The organism is Rhizobacter sp. OV335 (assembly GCF_900142965.1).
Taxonomy (GTDB): Bacteria; Pseudomonadota; Gammaproteobacteria; order Burkholderiales; family Burkholderiaceae_C; genus Rhizobacter.
The window spans coordinates 1-24743 of the sequence record NZ_FRCQ01000050.1; the positions used below are offsets into that span (position 1 = coordinate 1).

Sequence of the window (24743 nt, forward strand, 5' to 3'; positions counted from 1 at the left end):
GCGGGCTCGAGCGTGGAGCTGGCCGAGAAGGCGGGCCGGCTGCTGGACCAGATGGTGCCGAACATCAAGAAGACCTCGGACCTGGTGCAGGAGATCACCGCGGCGTCGGAAGAGCAGTCGTCGGGGGTCAGCCAGATCAACGCGGCGGTGAGCCAGCTGAGCCAGACGACGCAGCAGAACGCGTCGAGCTCCGAAGAGCTGGCGGCCACGTCCGAAGAGATGAGCAGCCAGGCCGAGCAACTGCAGCAGACCATGTCGTTCTTCAAGCTGGCGACGCAGGTCGATGCGCCGCGGCAGCGCCCGGCCGCAGCGCGCAAGCAGGTTGCCAAGGCAAACGGCGTGGGTGGGGGCGTGAAGGGTACGAAGGCGGGCGTGCGCAAGCCGGCACCGGTGGCAGGGCACAACGGCTTCTCGCTGCACGCGAACGGCGCGGGCGCGCTCGACGAATCGCAGTTCGCCCGTTTCTGAGCGGCCTGCCCTGACCGACCCTGCGGACCGGCGCCATGCACACCATTTCCGACAACGAGTTCGGCCTGTTCCAGCGCTTCATCTACGACGCGGCGGGCATCACGCTGTCGTCGGCGAAGAAGGCGCTGGTGTGCGGCCGGCTCGCGAAGCGGCTGCAAGCCTGCAACCTGGGCAGCTACACCGAGTACTTCAAGCTGCTGAGCAGCGGCCAGAACGGCGCCGAGGTGCAGACCGCGGTCGACCTGCTGACCACCAACGAGACCTACTTCTTCCGCGAGCCGAAGCACTTCGAGCTGCTGCGCGAAGCGGCCCTCGCGTCGTCGAAGAAGGCGCAGCCGTTCCGCGTCTGGAGCGCGGCGAGTTCGACCGGCGAAGAGGCCTACAGCATCGCGATGGTGCTGGCCGACACGCTGGGCGATGCGGCCTGGGAGGTGACGGGCTCCGACATCAGCACGCGCGTGCTGCAGCGCGCGCGCCAGGCGCACTACCCGATGGAGCGCTGCCGGCAGATCCCGCAGACCTACCTGAAGCGCTTCTGCCTGCGCGGCATCGACGAGCAGCAGGGCACGCTGCTGGTCGACCGCTCGCTGCGCGGCCGCGTGCAGTTCATGCAGGTCAACCTGAACACCGCGCTGCCGCGGCTCGCGGCGTTCGACGTGATCTTCCTGCGCAACGTGATGATCTACTTCAACGGCGACACCAAGCGGCAGGTGGTGGCGCGCATCATCGAGCAGCTGAAGCCGGGCGGGTTCTTCTGCATCGGGCATTCCGAGAGCCTGAACGACATCAGCACGGCGCTGCAGCAGGTGGCGCCGTCGATCTACCGCAAGCCGTGAGCGTGGTGGGAGGCACGAGATGGCGGCGAGCACGATCCGATTCGACAGCACCGAGCCCGGCGACCGCGTGCTGCAGCCCGGCGAGTACGCCGTGGGCGAGGCGCCGCTGCGCATGCGCACGCTGCTCGGCTCGTGCGTGTCGATCACGCTGTGGCACCCGGCGCGGCGCGTCGGGGCGATGTCGCACTTCCTGCTGGCCGCGCGCTCGCCGAGCCAGCAGGGCGTGCCCGACGCGCGCTACGGCGAGGAGGCGCTGGCGCTGATGCTGCGCCAGCTGCACAAGCGCGGCATCGTGCCGGCCGAGTGCGAGGCCAAGATCTTCGGCGGCGGCAACATGTTCCCCGAGCAGGCCGCGGCCGTGGTGCCGAACATCGGCCGCCGCAACGGCGAGGCGGCGCGCGACCTGCTGCTGGCACACGGCATCCGCGTGCATTCCGAGAGCCTGTTCGGCAACGGGCATCGGCAGATGATCTTCGACCTGGCGACCGGCGACGTCTGGGTGCGGCAGGTCAACCCGGAATCGGCATCGATGCCGCTGGATGGCGGCGCGTCATGAGCAACATCCGCGTGATGGTGATCGATGATTCGGCGGTGGTGCGCCAGGTCGTCACCGCGTTGCTGGATGAAGCGCCCGGCATCGAGGTGATGGCCGCGGTGGCCGACCCGGTGCTGGCGATCGAGCGGCTCAAGCTCGACTGGCCGGACGTGATCGTGCTCGACGTCGAGATGCCGCGCATGGACGGCATCACCTTCCTGCGCATGGTGATGCAACAGAAGCCGACGCCGGTGGTGATCTGCTCGACGCTGACCGAGCGCGGCGCGAAGACCACGCTGGAGGCGATGGCCGCCGGCGCGGTGGCGATCGTCACGAAGCCGAAGCTCGGGTTGAAGCAGTTCCTCAGCGCGAGCGGCGAGGAACTGATCAGCACGGTCCGCGCCGCAGCCAAGGCCAATGTGCGGCGGCTGGCCGCGGGGCCGGCGGTCGCGCCGACGCCGGCCGCGAAGAACACCGCCGACGTGATCCTGCCGCCGGCCACGCGCGCGATGACGCAGACCACCGAGCGGGTGGTGGCGCTGGGCACGTCCACCGGCGGCACGCAGGCGCTCGAAGAGGTGCTGACCGCGCTGCCGCGGGTTACGCCGGGCATCGTGATCGTGCAGCACATGCCGGAGAAGTTCACCGCGGCCTTCGCGGCCCGGCTGGACAGCCTGTGCCGCATCGAGGTGAAGGAGGCCGAGCACAACGACCGCGTGCTGCCGGGCCGCGCGCTGATCGCGCCGGGCGGCCGGCACATGCTGCTCAAGCGCAGCGGCGCGCAGTACTTCGTCGAGGTGATCGACGGCCCGCTGGTGAACCGCCACCGGCCGTCGGTCGACGTGCTGTTCCGCTCGGTCGCGCGCAGCGCCGGCGCGAATGCGCTCGGCGTGATCATGACCGGCATGGGCGACGACGGCGCGGCCGGCCTGCTGGAGATGCGCAAGGTCGGCGCGCAGACCATCGCGCAGGACGAGGAGAGCTGCGTCGTGTTCGGGATGCCGAAGGAAGCGATCAAGCGCGGCGGCGCGCAGCGGACGCTGCCGCTGAGTGCGGTGGCGGGGGAGATCCAGAAGCAGGTCGGGTGAGATCGTCCCGTTGCGCGGTGCGCAAGAGGATCATTGGACGCTGTTCGATTGCACCTTCGGCTGGCAGGCTCCCGCATCGACCGAACGGAGAGCCAGGAATGCGCAAGGGTCCTACTCGAAAGTCGCGGGGCCCAGGCTCCGCGAGTCCACCTGATGCTGCGAACGTCGAGCTGGTTTTCGGGTTTGTCGGTCCGACCGGCATCGACCTCGACAAGGTCTGCGACGTACTCCAAAGCCAACTGAAGGCGATGCAGTACGAAGCGATCGAGATCCGGCTCAGCGATCTCATCACGGACTACCTCGGACAGTCTCATGCATTCGCCAACCGACACGAGCGCATCAAGTCGCTGATGGAGCGGGGAACCGCGCTTCGGGAGCAAAGCGGTCTGGCCGATGTCGTGGCCCGGCTGGCCGTCGCGGCCATTCGGGCCTTCCGTCTGAAGCGGACGGGCGACGTGTACAAGCCGGCATCGCGCGTGGCTTACGTGATCCGCTCGTTCAAGCGCCCGGAAGAGGTCGAGCTGTTTCGACAGGTCTACGACCGGGCGTTCACGTTGATCTCGGTGTACGCGTCGCGCGCGTCGAGGCTGCAGTACATCGAGCGATTGATCGCACCTTCGCTGGCAGCCAGGAAGTCTCACGCCCTCGAGTACGCGAGCGAACTGCTGGCGCGTGACCACGAAGAGGAAGGGCGCAACCTCGGCCAGCGTGTTGGCAGGACGTTTCCGCTCGCGGACTACTTCGTGACCAGCGATTCAAGACCGGGGCTGGAAGCTCAGCTGAAGCGCCTGCTGCAGCTCACGTTCGGAAACCCCTACATCTCTCCAACGCGCGACGAACAGGCCATGTTCTTCGCCAAGGCGGCGGCATTGCGCTCGCTCGATCTGTCGCGGCAGGTGGGTGCCGCCGTCGTGTCCCAGGCGGGGGACCTGATTGCCACAGGTTGCAACGAAGTTCCGTGCTTCGGCGGCGGACTGTACTGGGGCGAAGATCCGTCGCCAGGACGTGACTACGAGCGCGGCAGCGATTCGAACGTCGACGTCAAGCGGGAGATTGTCGAAGACACGTTCGATCGGCTGCGCAGGCATGGCCTTCTGGCCGAGGATCAGAGCGGACGATCCAACGCCGAACTGGCCGACGGCGCCCTGTTTGGCACGGAGCCGTGCTTGCGGGACGCACAGCTTTTCGACGTGATCGAGTTCGGACGGGCCGTGCATGCCGAGATGGCAGCCATCACCCACGCGGCGCGTGTCGGCGCCCGCCTGCAGGATGCGCGGCTGTTCAGCACCACATTCCCCTGCCACCTCTGTGCTCGACACATCGTTGCGGCCGGTATCCGCGAGGTCGTGTTCATCGAACCGTACGAGAAGAGCCGGTCTGCACAACTCTACGAAGACTCGATCAGCGTCGAGCCGGCAGAAACCTCCGTCGGCCGCGTGAACTTCCTGGCTTTCGTCGGCGTGGCGCCCAGGCGCTATGTCGAGTTCTTCGAGAGTCGCGGTGCCCGAAAGAGTGCCGAAGGTAAGATCAAGAGCGGTGACCAGATCGCATCGCATCCACCGATCGAACGTCTCGTGATCACGTACACGCTTGCAGAAGCGATCGTCGTGGAAGAGACAGGCAGGTTGCGCGTGGAGCCTCACGCCAGGAGAACGGAATGAAGCTGCACTACAAGGAATTCATGGACCAGTTCGACGCGGCACGCAAGGAGATCGAGAGCCTTCCCGATTTCCTGAAGGAGTCGATCCGTCGTGCAACGCTGACCTATCCGTCTGCCAAGACGAGCGAGGTGCCGAGTCCGCGCCGGCAAAGGGCCTCGGTCAAGAAGCCCTGAGCGACGCAGCCATCACTTCACGAACTGGCGGAACTGCCCGGGCGTGACCCCGGTCCTCGCGCGGAACCGGTTCACCAGGTGGCTCGCGCTGGCCAGCCCGCACTGCCGCGCCACCTCGTCGAGTGGCGCATCGGAATGCCGCAGCAGCTGCTTGGCCCGCTCGATGCGCAGCCACAGCACCCAGGCATGCGGCGCGATGCCGAACGAGGTGCGGAACATGCGCGCGAAGTGGTGCTCGGACAGCGCCGCGACGGCAGCCATCTCGCCGATGGTCAGCGGCTGGGCCAGCCGCGCTTCGGTCCACTCGACCAGCCGCCGCCGCACGTGTGCCGACAACCCGCCGCGCGGCGGCGTGCGGTGACCGCGCGTCGCGTGCCCAATCAGCAACGCGGCCAGCGCCTCGTGCCCGAGCGCGTTCGCCTGCAAGCGCGCCTGCGGATCCTGCCAGTCCAGCATCGCCAGCGCGTGCAGCGGACCGGCCACGCGGGTGTCGCCGACGAAGGTCAGGTCGGGCACCTGCACCTCGCGCGGTTCGCGGTCGAGCAGGCGCACCGCCAGCGGCGCGAGTTGCGCCTCGTCGAAGTACAGGTGCACGAAACTCTGCTCGCCGCCCACCACCCAGCGCGATTCGTGGCCGGCCGGCATCACGCACAGCCGGCCCGGCTCGCCGCGCAGGTCGGGCACCTCGCGCCGCCAGGTGCCGTGGCCGCCGCTCAGGTACAGCGACAGCGTGTGGTGCGACGGCCGGCTGTAGCGCGTCGCGTCGGCCGCGTTGCGCCACACCGCGACCGCCAGGCCGTCGCCCAGCGTGGCGCTGCGCAGCAGTTGCGCGCGCGAGTGCGCGAGCACGTCGAACACTTCGTGGCGGGACAGGTCGGGCGCGGTCACCATGGCCTCGCCACTGTAGCGGCCACATCGCGCGCGCGCAGGAGCCGGCCGCGACGAACCGCAGTTTTGTGCAACCGGATTCACACGCTGTGGCCGACACTCGCCGCCATGAACCTCTTCCTCTACGCGCTCACCGTGCTGATCTGGGGCACCACCTGGATCGCGCTGAAGCTGCAGCTCGGCCCGGTGCCGATCCCGTGGTCCATCGCCTACCGCTTCGCGCTGGCCGCCGCGGTGCTGTTCATCTGGCTGGCCGCCACCGGGCGGCTGAAGCGGCCCGACGCCCGCGCGATGAAGTTGATCGCGGCCCAGGGCCTGTGCCTGTTCTGCCTGAACTTCATCTGCTTCCTGCACGCGAGCCGCTTCATTCCGAGCGGGCTGGTCGCGGTGCTGTTCTCCACCGCGACGGTGTGGAACGCGTTCAACGCACGCGTCTTCCTCGGCCGGCCGCTCGCGCCGCGCGTGCTGGCCGGCAGCGCGCTCGGCATGGCGGGACTGGCGGCACTGTTCTGGCCGGAGCTGACGCGCCACGATGCGTCGCCCGACACGCTGACCGGCCTGGCGCTCGGGCTGGCCGGCACGCTGTGCTTCTCGGCCGGCAACATGCTGTCGACGCGCCTGCAGGCGCTCGGCAATGCGCCGGTCGTCACCAACGCCTGGGGCATGCTGATCGGCGCGACGGTGCTGGCGGCCGGCTGCGGCGTGGCCGGCGTCGGCTGGGCGTTCGACCCATCGCCCACCTACGTCGGCGCGCTGCTGTACCTCGCGATCCCCGGCTCGGTGATCGGCTTCACCGCCTACCTGACGCTGGTCGGCCGCCTCGGGCCAGAGCGCGCCGCCTACAGCACGGTGCTGTTCCCGGTGGTCGCGTTGAACGTGTCGGCCTGGGTCGAGGGCTACCAGTGGACCGCGCCGGCGCTGTTCGGGCTGGTGCTGGTGATGGCCGGCAACGTGATCGTGTTCCGCAAGCCGAAGGCCGTGCCCGCGGCTGCCACCGTCACAGCCCCAGCGCGCTGAGCCCGGCGTGGTCGTCGGGGCGGCGGCCGAGCGGCCAGTGGAACAGGCGCTGCTCGGGCTGGATCGGCAGGTCGTTGATGCTGGCGTAGCGGCGCTCCATCAGGCCCTGCGCGTTGAACTCCCAGTTCTCGTTGCCGTAGCTGCGGAACCACTGGCCGGAATCGTCGTGGAACTCGTAGGCGAAGCGCACGCCGATGCGCGCGCCGCCGAAGGCCCACAGCTCCTTGATCAGCCGGTAGTCGAGTTCGCGCGCCCACTTGCGCTGCAGGAAGAGGCGCACCTGCTCTCGGCCGACCGGGAACTCGGCCCGGTTGCGCCAGCGCGTGTCCTCGGTGTAGACGGCGGCGACGCGGTCGGGGTCGCGGCTGTTCCAGGCGTCTTCGGCCAGGCGCACCTTCAGCGTGGCGGATTCTTCGGTGAACGGGGGCAACGGCGGGCGGGGTGTTTCCATGGCGGTTCCTTGTGAGTAGACAGATCTGTCTACGTGCCGAATCTTGAGGCAGACAGATCTGTCTGTCAAACTGCGGCCATGACGACCACCGCCGCCCCGCTCGAACCCCGCCAGCGCATCCTTGAGACCGCGATGCGGCTGTTCTACGCCGACGGCATCCGCGCGGTCGGCATCGACCGGCTGATTGCCGAATCGCAGGTCGCGAAAGCCTCGTTCTACCGCCACTTCCCATCGAAGGACGACCTGGTGCTGGCCTTCCTGCGGCTGCGGCACGAGCGCTGGATGACGTGGTTCACGCGCAGGCTGGAGCAGCGCTGCGACGCCGCCGGGCCGGCGATGGAGCGCGCGGCCGAGGTGCTGCGCGAATGGTTCGAGGAGCCGGATTTCCGCGGTTGCGCCTTCATCAACACGCTGGCCGAGGGCTCGGCGCAGGGCGAGGCGATCAGCGTGGTGCAAAGCCACAAGGACGAGCTGCAGGATTGCCTGCTCGCACTCGCGCGGCGCTGCGGCCACCCACAGCCGGTGCGGGCCGCGGAAGACGCGCTGCTGATCGTCGAGGGCGCGATCGTGCGCGCGCACATGACGGGGGATGCCGCCGCGGCCGACGTGGCGCACCGGCTGCTGCAGAAGTCCTGGTCGTGAACTGACGCGCCGTCGCGCGTCGGTACACTGCCCCGCAGCCCGGGTCGGCCGGGCCCCTGCAAGGAACAGCACACATGGTCGTCGAAGCCGAGGCATTGGGCTGTTTCCGCGTCGCGATGGGCCAGCCGGAGGCCGAGTTCCGCGCGGGTCAGTGGGAGGCCATCGACCACATCGTGAACCGCCGCGGCAAGGTGCTGTGCGTGCAGCGCACCGGCTGGGGCAAGAGCATGGTGTATTTCGTCGCCGCCACGTTGATGCGGGCGCAGGGCGCCGGCGTCACGCTGATCATCTCGCCGCTGCTCTCGCTGATGCGCAACCAGATCGACGCGGCGCAACGGCTCGGGTTGAAGGCGCTCACCGTCAATTCGACCAACCGCGACGACTGGGGCGTGGTGCGCGACGAACTGCTGGCCGGCCAGGTCGACCTGTTGCTGATCTCGCCCGAACGCCTGGCCAACGACGAGTTCGTCGCCGGCACGCTGCAGGCCATCGCCGCGCGCATCGGCCTGCTGGTCATCGACGAGGCACATTGCATCTCCGACTGGGGCCACGATTTCAGGCCTGACTACCGGCGCGTCGGCCAGGTGTTGGCGCGCTTGCCGGGCAACATCGCGGTGCTGGCCACCACCGCCACGGCCAACCGGCGCGTCGAGGCGGATGTCGCCGCGCAGCTCGGTGCCGGCGTGGTCGTGCAGCGCGGGCCGCTGTTGCGCGAGAGCCTGGCGCTGCAGAACATGCGGCTGCCGGGCGCGGCCGACCGCCTGGCCTGGCTGGCGGGTCGCATCCCGGGCCTGCCGGGCAGCGGCATCGTCTACACGCTGACCACGCGCGATGCCGACCGGGTCGCCGAGTGGCTGCAGCTGCAGGGCATTGATGCCCGCGCGTACCACGCCGGCAAGCCCGACGACGAGCGGCAGGCGCTCGAACAGGCGCTGCTGGCCAACGGCCTGAAGTGCCTGGTCGCCACCACCGCGCTCGGCATGGGCTACGACAAGCCGGACCTGCACTTCGTCATCCACTACCAGACGCCGGGCAACGTGGTCGCCTACTACCAGCAGGTGGGGCGGGCCGGCCGCGCGATTCCCGCCGCCTGCGGCGTGCTGCTGTCGGGCGAAGAAGAGGAGGACATCAATGAATACTTCCGCGATGCCGCCTTCCCGCCGGAAGGGCAGGTCGACCGGATCCTCGGGGCGCTGGAGGCCGCCGACGGCGGCTTGAGCGTGCGCGCGCTGGAGCGTGCGGTCAACCTGCGGCAGTCGCAGATCGAGAAGGTGCTGAAGCTGCTGGTGGTGGAGCCGGCGTCGCCGGTGCTGCGGCTCGACGGCGCGTGGTACCGCACCGCGCAGCCGTTCCGGCTCGACCGCCAGCGCATCGCGCACCTCACGCAGCAGCGCGAGGCCGAATGGGCGCAGATGAAGCAGTACCTCGCCAACGAGCGCTGCCTGATGCAGTTCCTGGCGGATGCGCTCGATGACGTCGGCACGCAGGCCTGCGGCCGCTGTGCGGTGTGCCTGGGGCGGCCTGTCCTGCCGGTGGAGATCGATCGCGCGCTGCTGATCGCGGCGCAGCGCTTCACGAGGCACAGCGAGATGCCGCTGGAGCTGAAGAAGCAATGGGACATCGACGCGCTGCCGCAGTACGTGGCCGAACACGGCTGGAGCAAGCAGAACATCGCGCAGGGGCTGCGCGGTGAAGCGGGGCGGGTGCTGTCGCGCTGGGGCGAGCCGGTCTGGGGGCAGCTGGTGGCGCGCGGCAGGGCGCAGGGCCGCTTCGACGACGAGCTGGTCGAGGCGGCTGCGGAGCTGGTCCGCGATCGGTGGGCCGAGGCCGCGCGGGTGACCTGGGTGACCTGCATCCCGTCGATGCGGCAGCCCGAGCTGGTGCCCGACTTTGCCAGGCGCCTCGCCGAGGCCCTGGGGGTACCGTTCCGGCCGGCCCTCGTGAAGACGCGCGAGACGCAGCCGCAGCGCGACATGGAAAACCGCTTCCACCAGTGCCACAACCTCGATGGGGCGTTTGTCGTCGATGACCAGCAGGGCGTCGACGGGCCGGTGCTGCTGGTCGACGATCTGGTCGATTCGGCCTGGACGCTGACGCTCGCGACCGCGCTGCTGCGGCAGGCGGGCGCGGGCGCCGTCTATCCGTTCGCCCTCGCCGTCACGTCGGCGAAGTAGCTTTCACCAGCAGTGCCACGACGATGAGTGCCGAGGGATTGAGCGCCGACACCGAAGCGGTCCTGCTGTTGTGCGGCAGGTTCGGTGGTGAAGGGCAAGCGCTTGTCGAGCCGCTGTCGACCAACGACTACGCCGCGCTGGCCCGGTGGCTGAACGAGCGCAGCATGCGGCCGGCCGACCTGCTGGCTGCCGCGGGGCGGGCGGCGCTCGACAGCGTGCACGAGATCGCGCTGGAGCGCCCGCGCATCGAGTTCCTGCTGGAACGCGGCACCGCGATGGCGCTGGCGCTGGAGCGCTGGAGCCGTGCCGGCCTGTGGGTGATCTCGCGCGGCGATACCGCCTATCCGCGCGCCTTGAAGCGCCGCTTGAAGCATGCCGCGCCACCGCTGCTGTACGGCGCGGGCCGCCAGGAGCTACTCGACCAGGGCGGCGTCGCCATCGTCGGTTCGCGCGATGCCGGCGAGGCGGCGCTCGAGTACACGCGGCTGACGGCGGCGGCGTGCGCTGACGAAGGGATGCTGGTGATCTCGGGCGGCGCACGCGGTGTCGACACCGCGGCGATGCAGGGTGCCATCGAGGCCGGCGGTCAGGCCATCGGCGTGCTGCCCGGCGAGTTGCTGAAGGCGAGCCTCGGCCGGCTGAACCGCGGCGGCTTGCAGCAGGGCCGCCTGACCCTGGTATCACCCTTCGCGCCGGAGGTCGGCTTCCACACCGGCAACGCGATGGGGCGCAACAAGTACATCTACGCGCTGGCCGACCACGCGCTGGTGATCGATTGCGCGTTCGGCACCGGTGGCACCTGGGCCGGTGCGCTGGAGGCCCTGAAGGCGCAGTGGCTGCCACTGCACGTCAGGACCCCCGGCCATGGCCCCGGCAACGCCGCGCTGGTCGAGCAAGGCGGGCTGGCCTTCGAGTTCATGCCCGGCGCGGGCGAAGCACTGCGCGATCACTTCGGCGCGGGGCCCTGAGTCCTCCGGCCGGTGCAGCTCAGCCGGGCACGCGCGTCATCTGCATCGTCCAGTTGGTCTCCCATTCCACGCCATCCGGCGAGAAGGCCTGCTCCCAACGCGCCGAATCCGGCCCCTGGCGCAGCCACACGAAGCGCGCATACACCTTGCGGCCGTTGTCCTCGTCTTCGCCGTAGAACTCGCCGCGGTCGCCGCTGAAGCCGCCGTGCACCGGCGGGTACAGCGTGCCGGTGCGGCTGCTGATCCAGTAGATCGACCACTGCCGCTTCGTGATGTCGAACAGCCGCATCGTCATGCCCGACCAGCCCTGTGTCGGGAAGTCGATCTGTTCGACATTGGCGATGCCACCCAGGCGCGGCTCGCACCCCAGCACCGACGGAAACTCCTTCCAGTCGTTGCTGCCCGGCGTGCGCGTCGCGAGGCAGCGGTTCTCGACCTGCCAGCGGCCGTGCAGGAAGTCGAAGTCGTCCGGCTGCCCGGTGCGGTCCAGTGTGTAGCTCATCGTGGTCTCCAGAAGATCGGGACGGTGAAGGGTCTCAGCGCCAGGCCGAGCCGGCGGTGGGCTGCAGGCGGAACATCTCCGGTGCCGAACGCAGCCGCGACAGCCAGCGCGGCCATACCGCATCGCGCCAGATCGCCGAGGTGAACAGACGGTCGGCGCAGTCGAGCTGGTGGGCCACGCCGTCGAAGCGGCAGATCCACACGAAGGCCTCGGTGTCGGTGCGCACCGGCAGCGCCGGGAAGTCGTTGGTCGTGTGCTCGGTCTTCAGCACGGCCTGCACCTCCATGCCGGCGGCCACCAGGCAGGGCCGCACCTCGTGCTCGAAGCGCTGCACCAGCTCGGGCGTGGCCGGCGCATCGAGCGCGCACACCACCGCCAGCAGCATGCCGGGCCGCGGCGCGTGGGTGGCGGCGGTCTGCACGTTGCGCAGCAGCAGCACGTTCGACGAATCCTGCATCGTCGCGTTGGCGGCGTCGCGGTGGCGCCGCCACACCGGGCCGCCGTAGAACGCGGCCAGCGCGTCGCGCCGCTCGGCCATGTTCGCGAAGCCGCGCAGCCAGACGAAATCGTCGGGCGCGTCGAGGTCGCGGAACTGGCCCAGCACGCGCATGCCGCAGTCCTCTTGCGTGTGCACGAACTCGCGGTCGAACAGCTCGATCAGCGTCTCGCGCCGGCCGGGGTGCAGCGCATAGCGCCGCAGCTCGACGATGGCACAAGGGGACGGAATGGTGTCAGCAGCCACGGCACGGGCCGGGCGTTCCAGCGTCATCACGGTCATCGGGGCATCTCCTCGTCTCTTGGGAGGGTGATGCTGCGCCGGGGATGCTGACACCTGGTGTCAGCAGACTTCAGCAGAGTTCAGGAGAGTTGGGCAGCGTTCAGCCGACCACCGTGCCGTCGCGGCCGCGCAGCTTGGCGCGGTACATCGCCTTGTCGGCGCGCTCGATCGCCGCCTGCAGCGCCTCGCCGTCGCCGCAGGTGCTCAGGCCCGCCGAGAAGGTCAGCCGCAGTCCCGGTGCCACCTCGTCGAACGGCGCTGCCGCGAGCCCCGCGCGCAGCCGGTCGACGCACTGCAGCGCCTGGGCCTGCGGCGTCGACGGCAGCATCAGCAGGAACTCCTCGCCGCCCCAGCGGCCGAGCACGTCGGTGTCGCGCAGCGCGGCCTGGGCCGCGTCGGCGAAGATCTTCAGCACCTGGTCGCCGGCCGCGTGGCCGTGGTTGTCGTTGATCGGCTTGAAGTGGTCGAGGTCCATCAGCACGAGGCTCAGCGGCTGGCCGTGGTGCTTCTGCCGCGTCCGTTCGGCGTCCAGCAGCTCGGTCAGGTGGCGGCGGTTCACGAGGCCGGTCAGGTCGTCGCGCGTCGCCAGGTGGTGGATCTTCGCGAGCGCCGCCTGCAGCTCGGCCTGGCGCTGCCGCAGCTTCGCGCGCAGCCGGCCCATGCTGACCGCCAGCGCCGACATCGCCGTCATCAGGATCACGCAGAACAGGAACTGGATCGCCTCGATGTGCGGCGGGAACTGCGCCGGGTCGGTGCGCGACTTCCACAGCATCACGCCGCCCAGCAGCACCAGCGCCTGCGCGCCCAGCAGCCGGGCTTCGCGCGGCGACATCACGAACATGCCCCACACCAGGTTCAGCAGCATGATCGCCATCACCGCGCCGCGCAGCTGCGGATTGATGGCGTAGCCCCAGGCGGTGATCGCGATGCCGAACACCGATTGCGGCATCGTCAGCGACGGGTCGTGCGACAGCCGCTCGCTGATGCCGCTGCGCACCAGCCCGTAGAAGACCGAGATACCGGCCAGGCTGGTCGCGCACAGCCAGGCGGCCGGTGCGGCCTGCATCATCCCCAGCTGCACCTCCAGCCAGCACACCGCCGAGAACAGCAGGTAGACCGCCAGCGCCAGCAGCGTCAGCCGGGCGTGGCCGCGCCGGCGCCCGGACGGGCCCCACAACAGGTCGCCGACGGGGGCGGGCAGTGCGCTCACGGACACGGTGGGCAGGACATCCGCGGGATTGTAGGAATGCGGCGGGGGCCGCCAACCCGGATCCACCCCCGGAGGCCGGGGGGCGCGAATCGGGGGTGGGCGACACACGGCGCAACATGCGCACCGGCGCAGGCCCGCAGGCCGACACCCGCAGCGACGACAATCGCCCGGCGCCCGACCACCCGTCATTCCATGCTCCGATGACCGACAAACGCTTCTTCCCGCGCCAGGTGGTCGAGTCCGGCGGCAACCGCTGGGACTGGGCGCTGCTGCCGCTGGTGCTCGCGGCGCTGGTGCTGCTGGCCTGGGGCGGCTCGCAGATGGCGCGCCCCTACCAGCTCGGCGAGGTGCTGCCGCTGACGCTCGACCCGAGCGCGCTGCCGTATTACCTGCTGCGCACCACGCTGCGCATGTTCCTCGCGCTCGGCGCCTCGGTGGTGTTTGCCTGCGTGTTCGCGGCGCTCGCCGCCAAGTACCGTGCCGCCGAGCGCGTGCTGGTGCCGCTGCTCGACATCCTGCAATCGATCCCGATCCTCGGCTTCCTGTCGATCACCGTCACCGGCTTCATCGCGCTGTTCCCGGGCAACCTGTTCGGCGTGGAATGCGCGGCGATCTTCGCGATCTTCACGTCGCAGGCCTGGAACATGGCCTTCAGCCTCTACCAGTCGCTGCGCACCGTGCCGCCCGAGCTGCAGGAGGCGGCGCGCGTGTTCCAGCTGTCGGGCTGGCAGCGCTTCTGGCGGCTCGAGCTGCCGTTCGCGATGCCGGCGCTGCTGTGGAACATGATGATGTCGATGTCGGGCGGCTGGTTCTTCGTCGTCGCGTCGGAGGCCATCGCGGTCTCGCAGCAGAGCATCAAGCTGCCCGGCATCGGCTCGTACATCGCGCTGGCCATCGAGCAGCGCGACCTGCACGCGATCGGCTGGGCGATCGGCGCGATGCTGGTCGGCATCGTGCTGTACGACCAGCTGTTCTTCCGGCCGCTGCTGGCGTGGGCCGACAAGTTCCGCTTCGAGGAGGGCAGCAGCGAGAGCGCGCCGTCGTCGTGGCTGCTGACCTGGCTGCGCCGCACCGAGCGGCTGCAGCCGTTCGCGCTGCGCATCGCGGCGCTGTTCGGCCGCTCGCTGACGCTGTTCCGCCGCCGCCACGACGGCACCTCGATCCGCGCCCGCGCGCGGCCGGCCGGCGCGACGCTGCAGCGTGCGTGGGACGCGCTGCTGGCCGCGGCGGTGCTGATCGCGCTGTGGCACCTGCTGCGCTTCATCCACACCGAGGTCGGCTGGGCCGAGGCCGGGCATGTGCTGGTGCTCGGCTCGATCACGATGCTGCGCGTGCTGGTGCTGACGGCGCTGGCCGCGCTGGTGTGGGTGCCGGTGGGCATCTGGATCGGCATGAACCCGCGCTGGTCCGGGCGGCTGCAGGCGGTGGCGCAGTTCCTCGCGGCGTTCCCGGCCAACCTGATGTTTCCGGTGGCGGTGCTGTTCATCGTGCGCTGGAAGCTGAACCCCGACATCTGGCTGTCGCCGCTGATGGTGCTGGGCACGCAGTGGTACCTGCTGTTCAACGTGATCGCCGGCGCGAGCGGCATCCCGACCGAGCTGCGCTACGCGGCGCAGAACCTGGGCCTGTCGGGCTGGCTGCGCTGGCGCCGCTACCTGCTGCCGGCGGTGTTCCCGAGTTTCGTCACCGGCGCCATCACCGCCAGCGGCGGCTCGTGGAACGCCAGCATCGTCGCCGAGTACGTGACCTGGGGCGACACCACGCTGCAGGCGAAGGGGCTGGGCAGCTACATCGCGCACATGACGGCGATCGGCGACTTTCCGCGCATCGCGCTCGGCATCGGCGTGATGTGCGTGTTCGTGATGGGCATGAACCACCTGGTCTGGCGCCGCCTGTATCGGCTGGCCGAAGACCGCATGCATTTCTAGGGACCTGGGGAACAGGCATGAAGACACTGATCGAACTGAAGGGCGTCGGCAAGTCGTTCCGCTCGGCCGATGGCAGCGCGCGCGCGGTGCTCGAGGGCGTGGACTTCCGGCTGGCCGAGGGCGAGATCGTGTCGCTGCTCGGGCAGTCGGGCTCGGGCAAATCGACGCTGCTGCGCATCCTGGCCGGGCTGATCCCGGCCGATGCCGGCGACGTGCGCTACCGCGAGCAGCCGCTGCACGGCCCGGCGCGTGGCATCGCGATGGTGTTCCAGTCGTTCGCGCTGTTCCCGTGGCTCACGGTGCAGCAGAACGTCGAGCTCGGGCTTGAGGCGCGCGGCATGGCGCCGGCAGAGCGCGCGGCGCGCGCGGTGGCGGCGATCCAGCTGATCGGCCTCGCAGGCTTCGAGGGTGCGCTGCCGCGCGAGCTGTCGGGCGGCATGCGCCAGCGCGTGGGCATCGCACGGGCGCTGGTGGTGGAGCCCGAGATCCTGCTGATGGACGAGGCCTTCTCGGCGCTCGACGTGCTGACCGGCGAGCGGCTGCGCGAGGAGATCCTCGCGCTGTGGACCTCGCGCCGCATGCCGACCAAGGCGATGCTGGTGGTCTCGCACAACATCCAGGAAGCGGTGCTGATGGCCGACCGCGTGCTGATCTTCGCGAGCGACCCCGGGCGGGTGCGTTGCCAGCTCTCGGTGCAGCTGCCGCGCCCGCGCGACCCGGACAGCGCCGAGGTGCGGCAGCTGGTCGACGAGGTCTATGCGCTGATGACCGCCGGCACCGGCCGCCGCCCGGCCGGCGAGCCGGCCGCGCTGCCGCTGGCGCACCGCCTGCCGCAGGCCGACGTGAGCCGCATGGACGGGCTGCTGGAGCTGCTGGCCGACGACCTGTTCGCCGGCCATGCCGACCTGCCGAAGCTGGCCGAGGAGACCGAGCTGACCGACCACGAGCTGCTGCCGCTGACGCAGGGCTTGTCGTTGCTGGGCCTGGCGCAGCTCGCCGATGGCGACCTGCACATGACGCCGCTCGGGCGGCGCTATGTGGACGGCGACCACACGCTGCGCCAGCAGCTGTTCGGCCAGCAGCTGCTGGCCACGGTGCCGCTGGCCGCGCACATCCGGCACAGCCTGGAGCAGGAGAGCTCGGGCGAGCTGCCGCAGGAGCCGTTCCTGCGCCTGCTCAGCGACAGCCTCGATGCCGCCGAGGCCGAGCGCGTGCTGCGCACCGCGATCGAATGGGGGCGGCACGGCGAGGTGTTCGAGTACGACTACCGGACCGGGGTGATCCGGTTGCCGGAGGGACGGCAGGAGATGGCTGAAGGGTGACTGAGGGGAGCGTTGCGTGAGAGTTGCCAAGCTTCTTCTGATCATCCGCGCGCTGGCGTTTCTGACGAGTCGTTCCGCGGCCCAAGCCGAGGCGTTGCTCTTCGATCACCCGTTCTCGCAGCAGCCTGCCCACGAAGGCTTCGGCCCGGTCATCGATGTGCGCGTCCATGGCCGACTCGAAAGTTTCGTTCTCGACACCGGTTCGTCGCCGAGCTTCGTCGTCTCGGAGGCCGCACCGCGCCTGCGCGGGCATGCGGGCGGCCCGACTTGTCGGCATGCCTTGCAGATCCGGCTTGGCAGGGAGACTCGTGTGCCGGCACGGTGGCGGTGGCCTCGGATGCTAAGGGCGCGATCGCGAAGTCGTTCGACCTGGTCGTCGGGGAACCCGCACGACCACCACCGCCGCAGCGTCTACATCTTCGTGCGCCGCAACACGCCGTATCCGCTGCTCGACACCTTCGACTGGGCCAACCCGCAGCTGGTGCACAACAAGCGCGAGGTGACGACGACAGCCCCGCAGGCGCTGGCGCTGATCAACAGCGACCTGGTGTTCGAGTGGTCGAAGGCGCTGGCCGGCCGCGTGATCCGCGAAGCGGGACCGAAGGAATCGGCGCAGATCGACCGGCTGTTCGAGATCCTCTATGCCCGCAAGCCCGACAGCGTCGAGCGCAGCAGGCTGCAGGCCTTCCTCGACAGCCAGGAAGCGCTGACGCGCCAGCAGCTGGTGTAGGGCAAGAAGCTGAACGCGCCCGAAGGCTATGGCGTGAGCCCGGTGCTGACGGCGCAGATCGACCAGCTCTACAAGACGGTGTACGGCCGCAGTGCCGACCGCTACGAGCAGGCGGTGTTCGTGCAGACGCTGGCGAAGCAGCAGGACAAGCTGAAGTCGACGGCGGCCGGCGCGGATGACGAGGACGACGACGCGAAGGGCTCCGAGGCCAAGGCCGTCAAGGGCAAGAAGGCCGAGCCCTCGCTGAACCCGGCGCGCGCGGCCGCCTTCGTCGACCTGGTGCACGCGGTCGCGAACTCCAACGAATTCACCTACCGATTCTGAGAAGGACACAGACATGAGCCACCATCACCACCATTCGCGTCGCGACTTCCTCAGCCAGCTGGGCGCGGGCGCCGCACTCGGCATCCAGTCGGCCTGGGCGAGCGAGCTGGCCGACCCACAAGCACCACGCGAGCCGCACTTCCCCGCCAAGGCCAAGGCCGTCATCTGGCTGCACATGGCCGGCGCGCCGAGCACGCTGGACCTGTTCGACTACAAGCCCGACCTGATCAAGCTGGCCGGTACGCCGCTGCCCGACTCGTTCGGCCGCAACCTGAAGACGGCCACCGACGGCGGTGTCGGCAACCTGCTCGCGACCAAGCGCACCTGGAAGCAGCATGGCGAGACCGGCGCGTGGGTGTCCGACCTGCTGCCGAATTTGTCGAAGCAGGTCGACCAGATCGCATTCCTGAAGGGCTGCAAGACCGAAGGCAGCACGCACGTGATCTCGTCGCTGAAGCTGCACACCGCCGGCCTGGTGCCGGGGCGCCCGGCGCTGGGGGCGTGGGTGCAGTACGCGCTCGGTTCGTCGAACCCCGACCTGCCGGCCTTCGTTGTGCTGCCGACCGGCAAGGGGGCGGCCGGCGGCGGGCGCGGCCAGGTGATCTGGAGTTCGGGCTTCCTGCCGGCGGCCTACCAGGGCACGGCCTTCCGCCAGGGCGATTCGCCGATCCTGCACCTGGCGCGACCGGCCAACCTGAGCGAGGCCGAGCAGCGCAACACGCTGGCGCTGCTGAAGTCGCTGAACGAGCACCAGGCGGCCGGCTTCCCGAACGACACCGAGCTGCAGGCGCGCACCAGGTCCTATGACCTGGCCTTCCGCATGCAGAGCTCGGCGCCCGAGGCGGTCGACATGAGGAAGGAGACCGCAGCGACCAAGGAGCTGTACGGCATCGGCCAGAAGGAGACCGACGAGTACGGCACCGCGCTGCTGCGCGCGCGCCGGCTGGTCGAGCGCGGCGTGCGCTTCGTGCACTGCATCTCCGGCGCGCCGGACAACAGCGTGGACAGTTGGGATGCGCACAACGGCCTCGAGAAGAACCACGGCGTGATGTGCAAGCAGGTCGACAAGCCGGTGGCCGGGCTGCTGGCCGACCTGAAGTCGCGCGGGTTGCTGGAGAGCACGCTGGTCGTCTGGACCTCGGAGTTCGGCCGCACGCCGTATGGCCAGAGCGGCGACGGCCGCGACCACAACCCCTGGGGCTACACCAGCTGGCTGGCCGGTGGCGGCATCAAGCCGGGCACGCATGGCGCGACCGACGAGATCGGGCTGCGCGCGGTCAGCGGCGTGGTCGACACCTACGACCTGCAGGCGACCATCCTTCACCAGCTCGGGCTGGACCACAAGAAGATCACGTTCCTGAACCAGGGGCGCTCCGAGAAGCCGACCTCGGTGTTCGGCGACGTCGTCAAGGAGATCCTCGTCTGAAGCCGAAGCGAATTTCCACGCTGCTCGCCGGGCTGCTGGTCGCCGGCGCGGCGTCAGCGGCCTTCTCGCTGGACGGCGACCTGATGCGCGGCATCGAGGACACGACCAAGAGCCTGGACTCGAACGTCTCGCTGAAGAACAAGGAGGCCGCGGCCGCCGAGGCGCAGCAGCTGGTCGACTGGTTCGCGCAGGTCCAGGGCTACTACGAGGCCAAGGGCGACGCGGCCGATGCGGTCGGCTTCTCGCGCAAGACGCATGCGCTGGCGAGCGAGCTGCGCCGCGCGCTGGCGAGCGAGGACTACGACGCCGCGTCGGACACGCTCGGCCTGTTGGTGCGTTCGTGCAAGACCTGCCACGAGGTCTACAAAAACAAATGAAAGCACCGACCTGTCTGATCGCGGCCTTCGTGGCCGCGGGGCTGGCCGCGTCCGCGTTCGCGGCCAGCGTGCTGGAGTTCGATGTCTGGATGCGCGCGATCGACAAGTCCAGCGTCGCGGTGCAGAAGAGCATCGCGCGCCAGGATGCGCCCGCCGCGCGCGCCGAGGCCCGCGAGATCGAGCGGCTGTATGCGTTGATGGAAGCCTTCTTCCGCGACGACGTGCCGGCCGCCGATGCGCTGCAGGTCTCGACCGAGGGCCGCGAGCTCGCGGCGTCGATCGCGCCGCTGCTGGAGGCCGGCGACTACGAGCGGGCCGGCGGCGCCGCGCGGCGCATCGCCCAGGCCTGCAACGACTGCCACGACCCGCACAAGCCCTTCAAGTGATTCCCCTGATGCCCTTTCACCACCTCTGACCATGATGAAACCCACGAGCATTCGCATTGCAACCGTTGTGGCGCTCGGCGCCATCGCCATCACGACGACAGTCTGGGCGCAGCAGGCGCCGAAGCCCGAGAACCAGATCCGCTGGCGCCAGTCGGCCTTCCAGGTGATCGCGCTGAACACCGCGCGCATCAAGGCCTCGGTGGACGGCAGCTACAACAAGGACGAGGTCGTCAAATCGGCGAGCGCGATCGCGGCGCTGGCCAACACCAACCTGCTGACGCTGTTCACGCCCGGCACCGAAGCCGGCAAGGGCTGGCACGACACCACCGCCAAGGCCGAGCTGTTCAAGGACACGCAGCGCGTGGCCGAGCTGAACGCGGCGTTCACGAAAGAGGCCAACGAGCTGCTGCGCGTCGCGCAGGCGGGCGATGCGGCGGCGGTGAAGGAGCAGCACGGCAAGCTCGCCCGCTCGTGCAAGTCGTGCCACGACGACTTCCGCAACGCGAACTGATCCAACGGGGAGAACCAGGATGATCCATCGCCAGAAGAAACTTCTGGCCGCGCTGGCCTGCGCGGCCATCGGGTCGGTGCAGGCACAGACGGCCGCCTCGGCGCCACGCCCGGCCGAGCCACCCAAGCCGTTCACGTTCTTCGTGACCAGCGAAGGCACCGGCAAGGGCGCCGACCTCGGCGGCCTGGCCGGCGCCGACGCGCATTGCAAGAAGCTGGCGAGCGCCGTCGGCAACGGCGCGAAGACCTGGCGGGCCTACCTGAGCACGCAGGAGGCGAACGGCCAGCCGGCGGTGAATGCGCGCGACCGCATCGGCGCGGGGCCGTGGACCAATGCGCGCGGTGCGGTGGTGGCGCGCGACCTCGCGCACCTGCACGGCGACACGCTGGAGCTGGCGCGGCTGGGCAGCAACCTGACGCGCAACACGGTGTTCACCGAGAGGAACGAGCCGATCAAGGGTTCGGGCGACCGGCCCAATCAGCACGACATCCTGACCGGCTCGCTGCCGGACGGGACGGCCTTTGCCGACGGTGCGGACCACACCTGCCGCAACTACGGCAGCAGCGCGCCCGATGGGTCGGCGCAGGTCGGGCACTTCGATCGCACGGGCGGCGGGAACAGCTCGTGGAACTCGGCGCATGCGAGCCGGGGGTGCGGGCAGGAGAACCTGGTGAGCACGGGTGGGGCCGGGCTGTTCTACTTTTTCGCGATCGACTGAATCGGTCCGGGTCCCGGATGCCAATTCGGAATGGCGTCACCAAGCATGACCAGTGTCTGATGCAGTAAGCTTCCGTGTCGGCGACGAGGTGCGGTTGCGATAACGTGGATGCCCTCCGGAACGATGCCAACCAAGAGCGGTTCAGTTCTTTCCTGGAGGGAGGAAACATGTCGAAAACATCAGCGCCAAGGACGGCCCTGTCCGTCCTGGCTGTCGTGCTCGCGACCATCGCGCCATGCTGGCGGTCGTCATGACGGCCAAGGTGATGCACCAGAAGGCCAGGATCCGCTACCAGCTTTACAACGGCAGTTGCACCGCCGGGAATCCCGGGCTGGTGCTGGGCATCTGGATGCTCTGAAGGAGGAACCCCATGCTGACCTTTCGCGCTGCGCGCCTTCGCCGATCGATCGCCGCTGCCTTGATGGCGTTCGGACTGGCGGCCACCAGCTCCGCTGCCGAAATCGCCGGAACCGTCTCCCGGATCATGGTGGTCACGGCCAATGCTGGCGCACCCGGCAATGCCGACCTGCGTGTCTACCTGTCCGGCGTGACCGCCTGCTCGGGCGCGACCGATCCGAACTGGGCCTTCCTGAACCTGACCGACCCCAACTACAAGGGCGTGCTGGCGACGGTGCTGACCGCACAGACCACCGGCAAGACCTTGATGATGGGGACGCAACTGGCGGCTGTCGGCAGCGGCAGCTACTGCCAGATTCTCTACGTGTACCTTATCGGCTGATCACAAGACCCGGCGCGCGTTCAGCGCTTGAAGAGCACGTCGAGAACGACCTGCACCTCCTCGGCCCCACCGGCCGAGCATTTCATGCGCTTCACCGCGCCCTGCACATACTTGTAGTACTCCTTCGGCCCCGATTGCGGCACCGCGTCGACCACCTGGCTGCCGCGCACCGTGAGGCGGGTGCGCACCGCGCCGACGATGCCGACGCGCTCGAACGCATCGGCCAGCACCTGCTCCAGCACGCCCTGGTAGCCCGGGCACGCGAGGCTGATCTCCTGCTTCGCGACCACCGGCTTCGGCTCCGGGGCCGGCGGGGGCGGCGCGGCGATCACCACCGGCTCCTTCGGCGGCTCGGCCTGCACCGCGACGATCTGCGGCTCCGAAGCGGCCACCGGCGTCACGTCCGGCGGCGGCACATAGGCCGGCGGCGGCGGGGCCAGCAGCTTCGGTGCCGGCTGGATCTTCTCGAGCTTCGGCGGAGGCGGTGGCGGCGGGGGCGGTGGTGCCTCCGGCACGATGCTCATCTGGATCGGCTTCTTGATCACCTCGACCGCCTCGCGCGCCAGGCCCGAGGCCAGCGCATACGCGATCAGCACGTGCAGGCCGAGCACGGCCGCCAGGCCCGCACCACGGCGCGGGCCGCCGTCCTGGTACGAAGGGTTGTCGTCGCGTGCCAGCGGGCCGCCCGACGGGGGAAGTACGGCGCTCATGAAGGCTCCCTGGTTGTCATTCAAATTGCTCGCTGCCGACCACGCCCATGCGGTGCAGGCCGGCCTGGTCGACGGCCACCATCACCTCGGCGAAGCGGTCGTACTTCGTGTGCGCATCGGGCCGCACGTGCAGCTCCGGCGGCTCGGCCTGCGCGGCCGCGGCCTGCAGCCGTTCCTGCAGCTCGCGCGCATCGCGCAGCGGCGTGCCGTTCCAGTGCACCGTGCTCGCACCGTCGATCGCGATCGTCACCACCTCGGGCTTCACCGCGCCGACCGGCGGCGTGCCCACCGGCAGCTGCAGGTTCACGTTGTGCAGCTGGATCGGGATCGTGATGATCAGCATGATCAGCAGCACCAGCATCACGTCGATCAGCGGCGTCGTGTTGATGTCGGCCACCGGTTCCTCGACGACCAGCGTGCGGCGTGTCTTCTTCGTGCGTTGCATCGCGCTCATCCCCTCGGCGGCGGTTCGGTGATGAAGCCGACCTTCAGGATGCCGGCGCGCTGGCAGGCCAGCAGGATGCGGCCGACCGGCGCGTAGTCTCCGCGCGCATCGCCGCGGATGTGCACCTCGGGCTGCGGGTTCTACGCCGCGATCTTCTTCAGCCGCTGCTGCAGGTCGTCGCGCCCCGCGATGCACGCATCGGACCAGAAGGTGCCGCCCTGCGCATCGACCGAGATCACCACGTCCTTCGGCGTGCTCTCGCGCAACTCGTTGCTGCGCTTCGGCAGCTCCACCGGCACCGAGAAGTTCGCGACGGGAATAGTGATCAGGAAGATGATCAGCAGCACCAGCATCACGTCCACCAGCGGCGTCGTGTTGATGCTGGAGACGACCTCGTCGTCGTCCCCGTCGCCACCACTACCCACGTTCATTGCCATCGCATCTCTCCTTTTGGCCCAGGAGTGATTCCGCGATCAGCGGCTGCCGCCGCGCAGCGTCGAGCGGCTGCCCAGCAGCACGCCGTGCAGGTCCGCCCCGAAGCTGCGCACCGACTCCATCGTCACCTTGTTGCGCCGCACCAGCCAGTTGTAGCCCAGCACCGCCGGCACCGCGACCGCCAGGCCGATGGCCGTCATGATCAGCGCCTCGCCGACCGGGCCGGCCACCTTGTCGATCGAGGCCTGGCCGGCGATGCCGATCGCGGTCAGCGCGTGGTAGATGCCCCAGACGGTGCCGAACAGGCCGATGAAGGGCGAGGTGGAGCCGACCGTCGCGAGGAAGCTCAGTCCCGACGACAGGCTGCGCTGCACGCGTTCGGTCGCGCGGTGCACGGCCAGGTCGACCCAGTCGTTGAAGTCGACCTTGGCATGCAGGCCGCTGTGCTTCTTCGTCGCGGCGAGGCCGCTCTCGGCGATGAAGCGGAACGGGCTGCGCTCGGCCAGTTGGGTGGCGCCGGCCTGCACCGTGCCGGCGTTCCAGAAGTCGCGAGCGGCGCGCTTCGCATGGCCGCCGATGCGCAGTTGTTCGAGCAGCTTGGTGATGATCACGTACCAGCTACCGATGCTCATCACCGCGAGGATCACGAGCACGGTCCTCGCGACGCCGTCGCTCTGCGTCCAGAGGGTTTGCAGGCCATACGGGCTGTCGGTGGCGGTGCCGCCTTGCGCGCAGGCGGCGGTGGCGACGAAGGTGGACGCGGCCAGCAGCAGCGCGCGGCGCAGGAACGAAGACGAGCTCATCGGGGTGATCCGGAAGTGAAGGTGCGAAGGTGCAGTGTGGCCAGCCGCGCAGGCGGCGGGAACAAAGCGTTTGGCAGTTCGTTATGACCGCAGTCCGCGTTGCGCGGGCGGGTTGCTGGGCTTGCAGCAGGGGTTGCTGCGAAGGCCGCACCCGGATTGACATCCGGGCTACAAGACTCGTAGGTTCTATGTTCCCCGTCAAGCCAATCCGACCCTTTGAGGGTTGAAGGGCTGGTTGGAACGCCAGACGGCGAAGGCGATGCGCAGGAGCTTGCGAGCGATGGCGCAGTAGGCCTGGATGGGGGAGAAGCCTCGATCGACGAGCTTGTCGCGCATGGATTTGAACGGAGGATATCGGCAAGCAGCCATGGCGGCGCAGTAGATGAGCCTGCGCTCCTCGGCGTTGCCGCGCTTGGAGAGCTGACGTGTGCCGCTGTACTGGCCGGAGTCGCGTGGGCGAGGGTCCATGCCGAAGGCGGCGACGACGGCGTCGCTGTT

The 24743-nt window shown here is 69.4% G+C and carries 30 protein-coding genes and 1 pseudogene; 21 read left to right on the forward strand and 10 right to left on the reverse strand.

Features of this window, described 5'->3' with window-relative positions:
* The 6 genes from BUE42_RS31820 to BUE42_RS33235 all read left to right on the forward strand — a co-directional run.
* On the forward strand, positions 1-468 hold a 468-nt coding region (locus BUE42_RS31820; protein WP_143171853.1), incomplete at its 5' end, for a chemotaxis protein.
* Positions 469-503: 35 nt separating this feature from the next.
* A complete protein-coding gene (locus tag BUE42_RS30325) occupies positions 504-1304 on the forward strand; it encodes a CheR family methyltransferase (RefSeq protein WP_073469103.1) in 801 nt (266 codons plus the stop codon).
* A gap of 19 nt (positions 1305-1323) precedes the next feature.
* Positions 1324-1860: a chemotaxis protein CheD gene (locus BUE42_RS30330; protein WP_073469105.1), complete on the forward strand. Its 537-nt coding sequence runs from the start codon at positions 1324-1326 to the stop codon at positions 1858-1860.
* Complete coding sequence (locus BUE42_RS30335; RefSeq protein ID WP_073469107.1) at positions 1857-2927, forward strand: protein-glutamate methylesterase/protein-glutamine glutaminase; 1071 nt, start codon at positions 1857-1859, stop codon at positions 2925-2927. Before BUE42_RS30330 ends, BUE42_RS30335 begins: the two co-directional genes overlap by 4 nt.
* A 98-nt stretch (positions 2928-3025) precedes the next feature.
* On the forward strand, positions 3026-4588 hold the full coding sequence (locus BUE42_RS30340) for an anti-phage dCTP deaminase (RefSeq protein WP_083614786.1): 1563 nt from the start codon (positions 3026-3028) through the stop codon (positions 4586-4588).
* Positions 4585-4761, forward strand: a complete 177-nt coding sequence (locus tag BUE42_RS33235) for a hypothetical protein (protein ID WP_159445522.1) — start codon at positions 4585-4587, stop codon at positions 4759-4761. The genes BUE42_RS30340 and BUE42_RS33235 overlap by 4 nt, the downstream gene beginning before the upstream one ends.
* Positions 4762-4773: 12 nt before the next feature.
* Here BUE42_RS33235 and BUE42_RS30345 read toward each other — a convergent pair whose 3' ends face one another.
* Positions 4774-5652, reverse strand: coding sequence for an AraC family transcriptional regulator (locus BUE42_RS30345; protein WP_073469109.1), 879 nt, complete (start codon positions 5650-5652; stop codon positions 4774-4776).
* Positions 5653-5757: 105 nt separating this feature from the next.
* Between BUE42_RS30345 and BUE42_RS30350 the strand changes: the two genes are divergently transcribed.
* Positions 5758-6666, forward strand: coding sequence for a DMT family transporter (locus BUE42_RS30350; RefSeq protein ID WP_073469112.1), 909 nt, complete (start codon positions 5758-5760; stop codon positions 6664-6666).
* On the opposite strand, the gene BUE42_RS30355 is transcribed toward BUE42_RS30350, so the two are convergent.
* The gene (locus BUE42_RS30355) at positions 6647-7117 is read right to left on the reverse strand and encodes a nuclear transport factor 2 family protein (protein ID WP_073469114.1); all 471 of its coding nucleotides are present in this window, start codon (positions 7115-7117) and stop codon (positions 6647-6649) included. The genes BUE42_RS30350 and BUE42_RS30355 overlap by 20 nt on opposite strands.
* Before the next feature lie 78 nt (positions 7118-7195).
* Here BUE42_RS30355 and BUE42_RS30360 point away from each other — a divergent pair, with 78 nt between their 5' ends.
* The 3 genes from BUE42_RS30360 (at position 7196) to BUE42_RS30370 (ending at position 10901) form a co-directional block, all read left to right on the forward strand.
* Entirely contained in the window at positions 7196-7759 is a 564-nt protein-coding gene (locus BUE42_RS30360; protein ID WP_073469116.1) for a TetR/AcrR family transcriptional regulator, read from the forward strand.
* Positions 7760-7833: 74 nt separating this feature from the next.
* Positions 7834-9933: a RecQ family ATP-dependent DNA helicase gene (locus tag BUE42_RS30365; RefSeq protein WP_073469118.1), complete on the forward strand. Its 2100-nt coding sequence runs from the start codon at positions 7834-7836 to the stop codon at positions 9931-9933.
* Between the two features lie 23 nt (positions 9934-9956).
* A complete protein-coding gene (locus tag BUE42_RS30370) occupies positions 9957-10901 on the forward strand; it encodes a DNA-processing protein DprA (protein ID WP_083614788.1) in 945 nt (314 codons plus the stop codon).
* Positions 10902-10920: 19 nt separating this feature from the next.
* On the opposite strand, the gene BUE42_RS30375 is transcribed toward BUE42_RS30370, so the two are convergent.
* The 3 genes from BUE42_RS30375 to BUE42_RS30385 all read right to left on the reverse strand — a co-directional run bounded on the left by BUE42_RS30375 (position 10921) and on the right by BUE42_RS30385 (position 13391).
* Positions 10921-11403 (reverse strand): hypothetical protein, encoded by a 483-nt coding sequence (locus BUE42_RS30375; RefSeq protein ID WP_073469122.1) that lies wholly within the window; start codon positions 11401-11403, stop codon positions 10921-10923.
* Positions 11404-11437: 34 nt separating this feature from the next.
* Entirely contained in the window at positions 11438-12181 is a 744-nt protein-coding gene (locus tag BUE42_RS30380) for an NIPSNAP family protein (protein WP_235002717.1), read from the reverse strand.
* 100 nt (positions 12182-12281) lie between these two features.
* On the reverse strand, positions 12282-13391 hold the full coding sequence (locus BUE42_RS30385) for a GGDEF domain-containing protein (protein WP_159445523.1): 1110 nt from the start codon (positions 13389-13391) through the stop codon (positions 12282-12284).
* A gap of 200 nt (positions 13392-13591) precedes the next feature.
* Between BUE42_RS30385 and BUE42_RS30390 the strand changes: the two genes are divergently transcribed.
* The 11 genes from BUE42_RS30390 (at position 13592) to BUE42_RS30435 (ending at position 21852) form a co-directional block, all read left to right on the forward strand.
* Positions 13592-15319: an ABC transporter permease gene (locus BUE42_RS30390; protein WP_073469147.1), complete on the forward strand. Its 1728-nt coding sequence runs from the start codon at positions 13592-13594 to the stop codon at positions 15317-15319.
* Positions 15320-15336: 17 nt separating this feature from the next.
* Complete coding sequence (locus tag BUE42_RS30395) at positions 15337-16641, forward strand: ABC transporter ATP-binding protein (protein WP_073469124.1); 1305 nt, start codon at positions 15337-15339, stop codon at positions 16639-16641.
* Between the two features lie 157 nt (positions 16642-16798).
* The gene (locus BUE42_RS34040) at positions 16799-17371 is read left to right on the forward strand and encodes a DUF1553 domain-containing protein (protein ID WP_255376915.1); all 573 of its coding nucleotides are present in this window, start codon (positions 16799-16801) and stop codon (positions 17369-17371) included.
* Between the two features lie 33 nt (positions 17372-17404).
* Positions 17405-17695: a hypothetical protein gene (locus tag BUE42_RS30405; RefSeq protein ID WP_073469128.1), complete on the forward strand. Its 291-nt coding sequence runs from the start codon at positions 17405-17407 to the stop codon at positions 17693-17695.
* A 13-nt stretch (positions 17696-17708) separates the two neighbouring features.
* A complete protein-coding gene (locus tag BUE42_RS30410) occupies positions 17709-19121 on the forward strand; it encodes a DUF1501 domain-containing protein (protein ID WP_073469130.1) in 1413 nt (470 codons plus the stop codon).
* Positions 19122-19204: 83 nt separating this feature from the next.
* Positions 19205-19498 (forward strand): cytochrome c, encoded by a 294-nt coding sequence (locus BUE42_RS30415; protein ID WP_083614794.1) that lies wholly within the window; start codon positions 19205-19207, stop codon positions 19496-19498.
* On the forward strand, positions 19495-19884 hold the full coding sequence (locus BUE42_RS30420) for a hypothetical protein (protein WP_073469133.1): 390 nt from the start codon (positions 19495-19497) through the stop codon (positions 19882-19884). The genes BUE42_RS30415 and BUE42_RS30420 overlap by 4 nt, the downstream gene beginning before the upstream one ends.
* A 31-nt stretch (positions 19885-19915) precedes the next feature.
* A complete protein-coding gene (locus tag BUE42_RS30425) occupies positions 19916-20395 on the forward strand; it encodes a c-type cytochrome (protein ID WP_083614796.1) in 480 nt (159 codons plus the stop codon).
* A gap of 19 nt (positions 20396-20414) precedes the next feature.
* Positions 20415-21113, forward strand: coding sequence for a lectin (locus BUE42_RS30430; protein WP_073469135.1), 699 nt, complete (start codon positions 20415-20417; stop codon positions 21111-21113).
* Positions 21114-21348: 235 nt separating this feature from the next.
* Positions 21349-21471, forward strand: a complete 123-nt coding sequence (locus BUE42_RS34150) for a hypothetical protein (protein ID WP_255376914.1) — start codon at positions 21349-21351, stop codon at positions 21469-21471.
* A 12-nt stretch (positions 21472-21483) separates the two neighbouring features.
* Entirely contained in the window at positions 21484-21852 is a 369-nt protein-coding gene (locus BUE42_RS30435; protein WP_073469137.1) for a hypothetical protein, read from the forward strand.
* A 20-nt stretch (positions 21853-21872) separates the two neighbouring features.
* On the opposite strand, the gene BUE42_RS33240 is transcribed toward BUE42_RS30435, so the two are convergent.
* The 5 genes and pseudogenes from BUE42_RS33240 to BUE42_RS30460 form a co-directional block, all read right to left on the reverse strand.
* Complete coding sequence (locus tag BUE42_RS33240; RefSeq protein ID WP_159445524.1) at positions 21873-22562, reverse strand: energy transducer TonB; 690 nt, start codon at positions 22560-22562, stop codon at positions 21873-21875.
* A 16-nt stretch (positions 22563-22578) separates the two neighbouring features.
* Positions 22579-23007, reverse strand: coding sequence for an ExbD/TolR family protein (locus BUE42_RS30445; protein ID WP_073469155.1), 429 nt, complete (start codon positions 23005-23007; stop codon positions 22579-22581).
* Positions 23008-23012: 5 nt separating this feature from the next.
* Positions 23013-23444 (reverse strand): annotated as a pseudogene (locus BUE42_RS30450) (ExbD/TolR family protein).
* 36 nt (positions 23445-23480) lie between these two features.
* Positions 23481-24245 carry a MotA/TolQ/ExbB proton channel family protein gene (locus BUE42_RS30455; RefSeq protein ID WP_073469139.1) on the reverse strand — a complete coding sequence of 255 codons (765 nt, stop codon included), beginning with the start codon at positions 24243-24245 and terminating at the stop codon, positions 23481-23483.
* 198 nt (positions 24246-24443) lie between these two features.
* On the reverse strand, positions 24444-24743 hold a 300-nt coding region (locus BUE42_RS30460), incomplete at its 5' end, for a transposase (protein ID WP_143171854.1).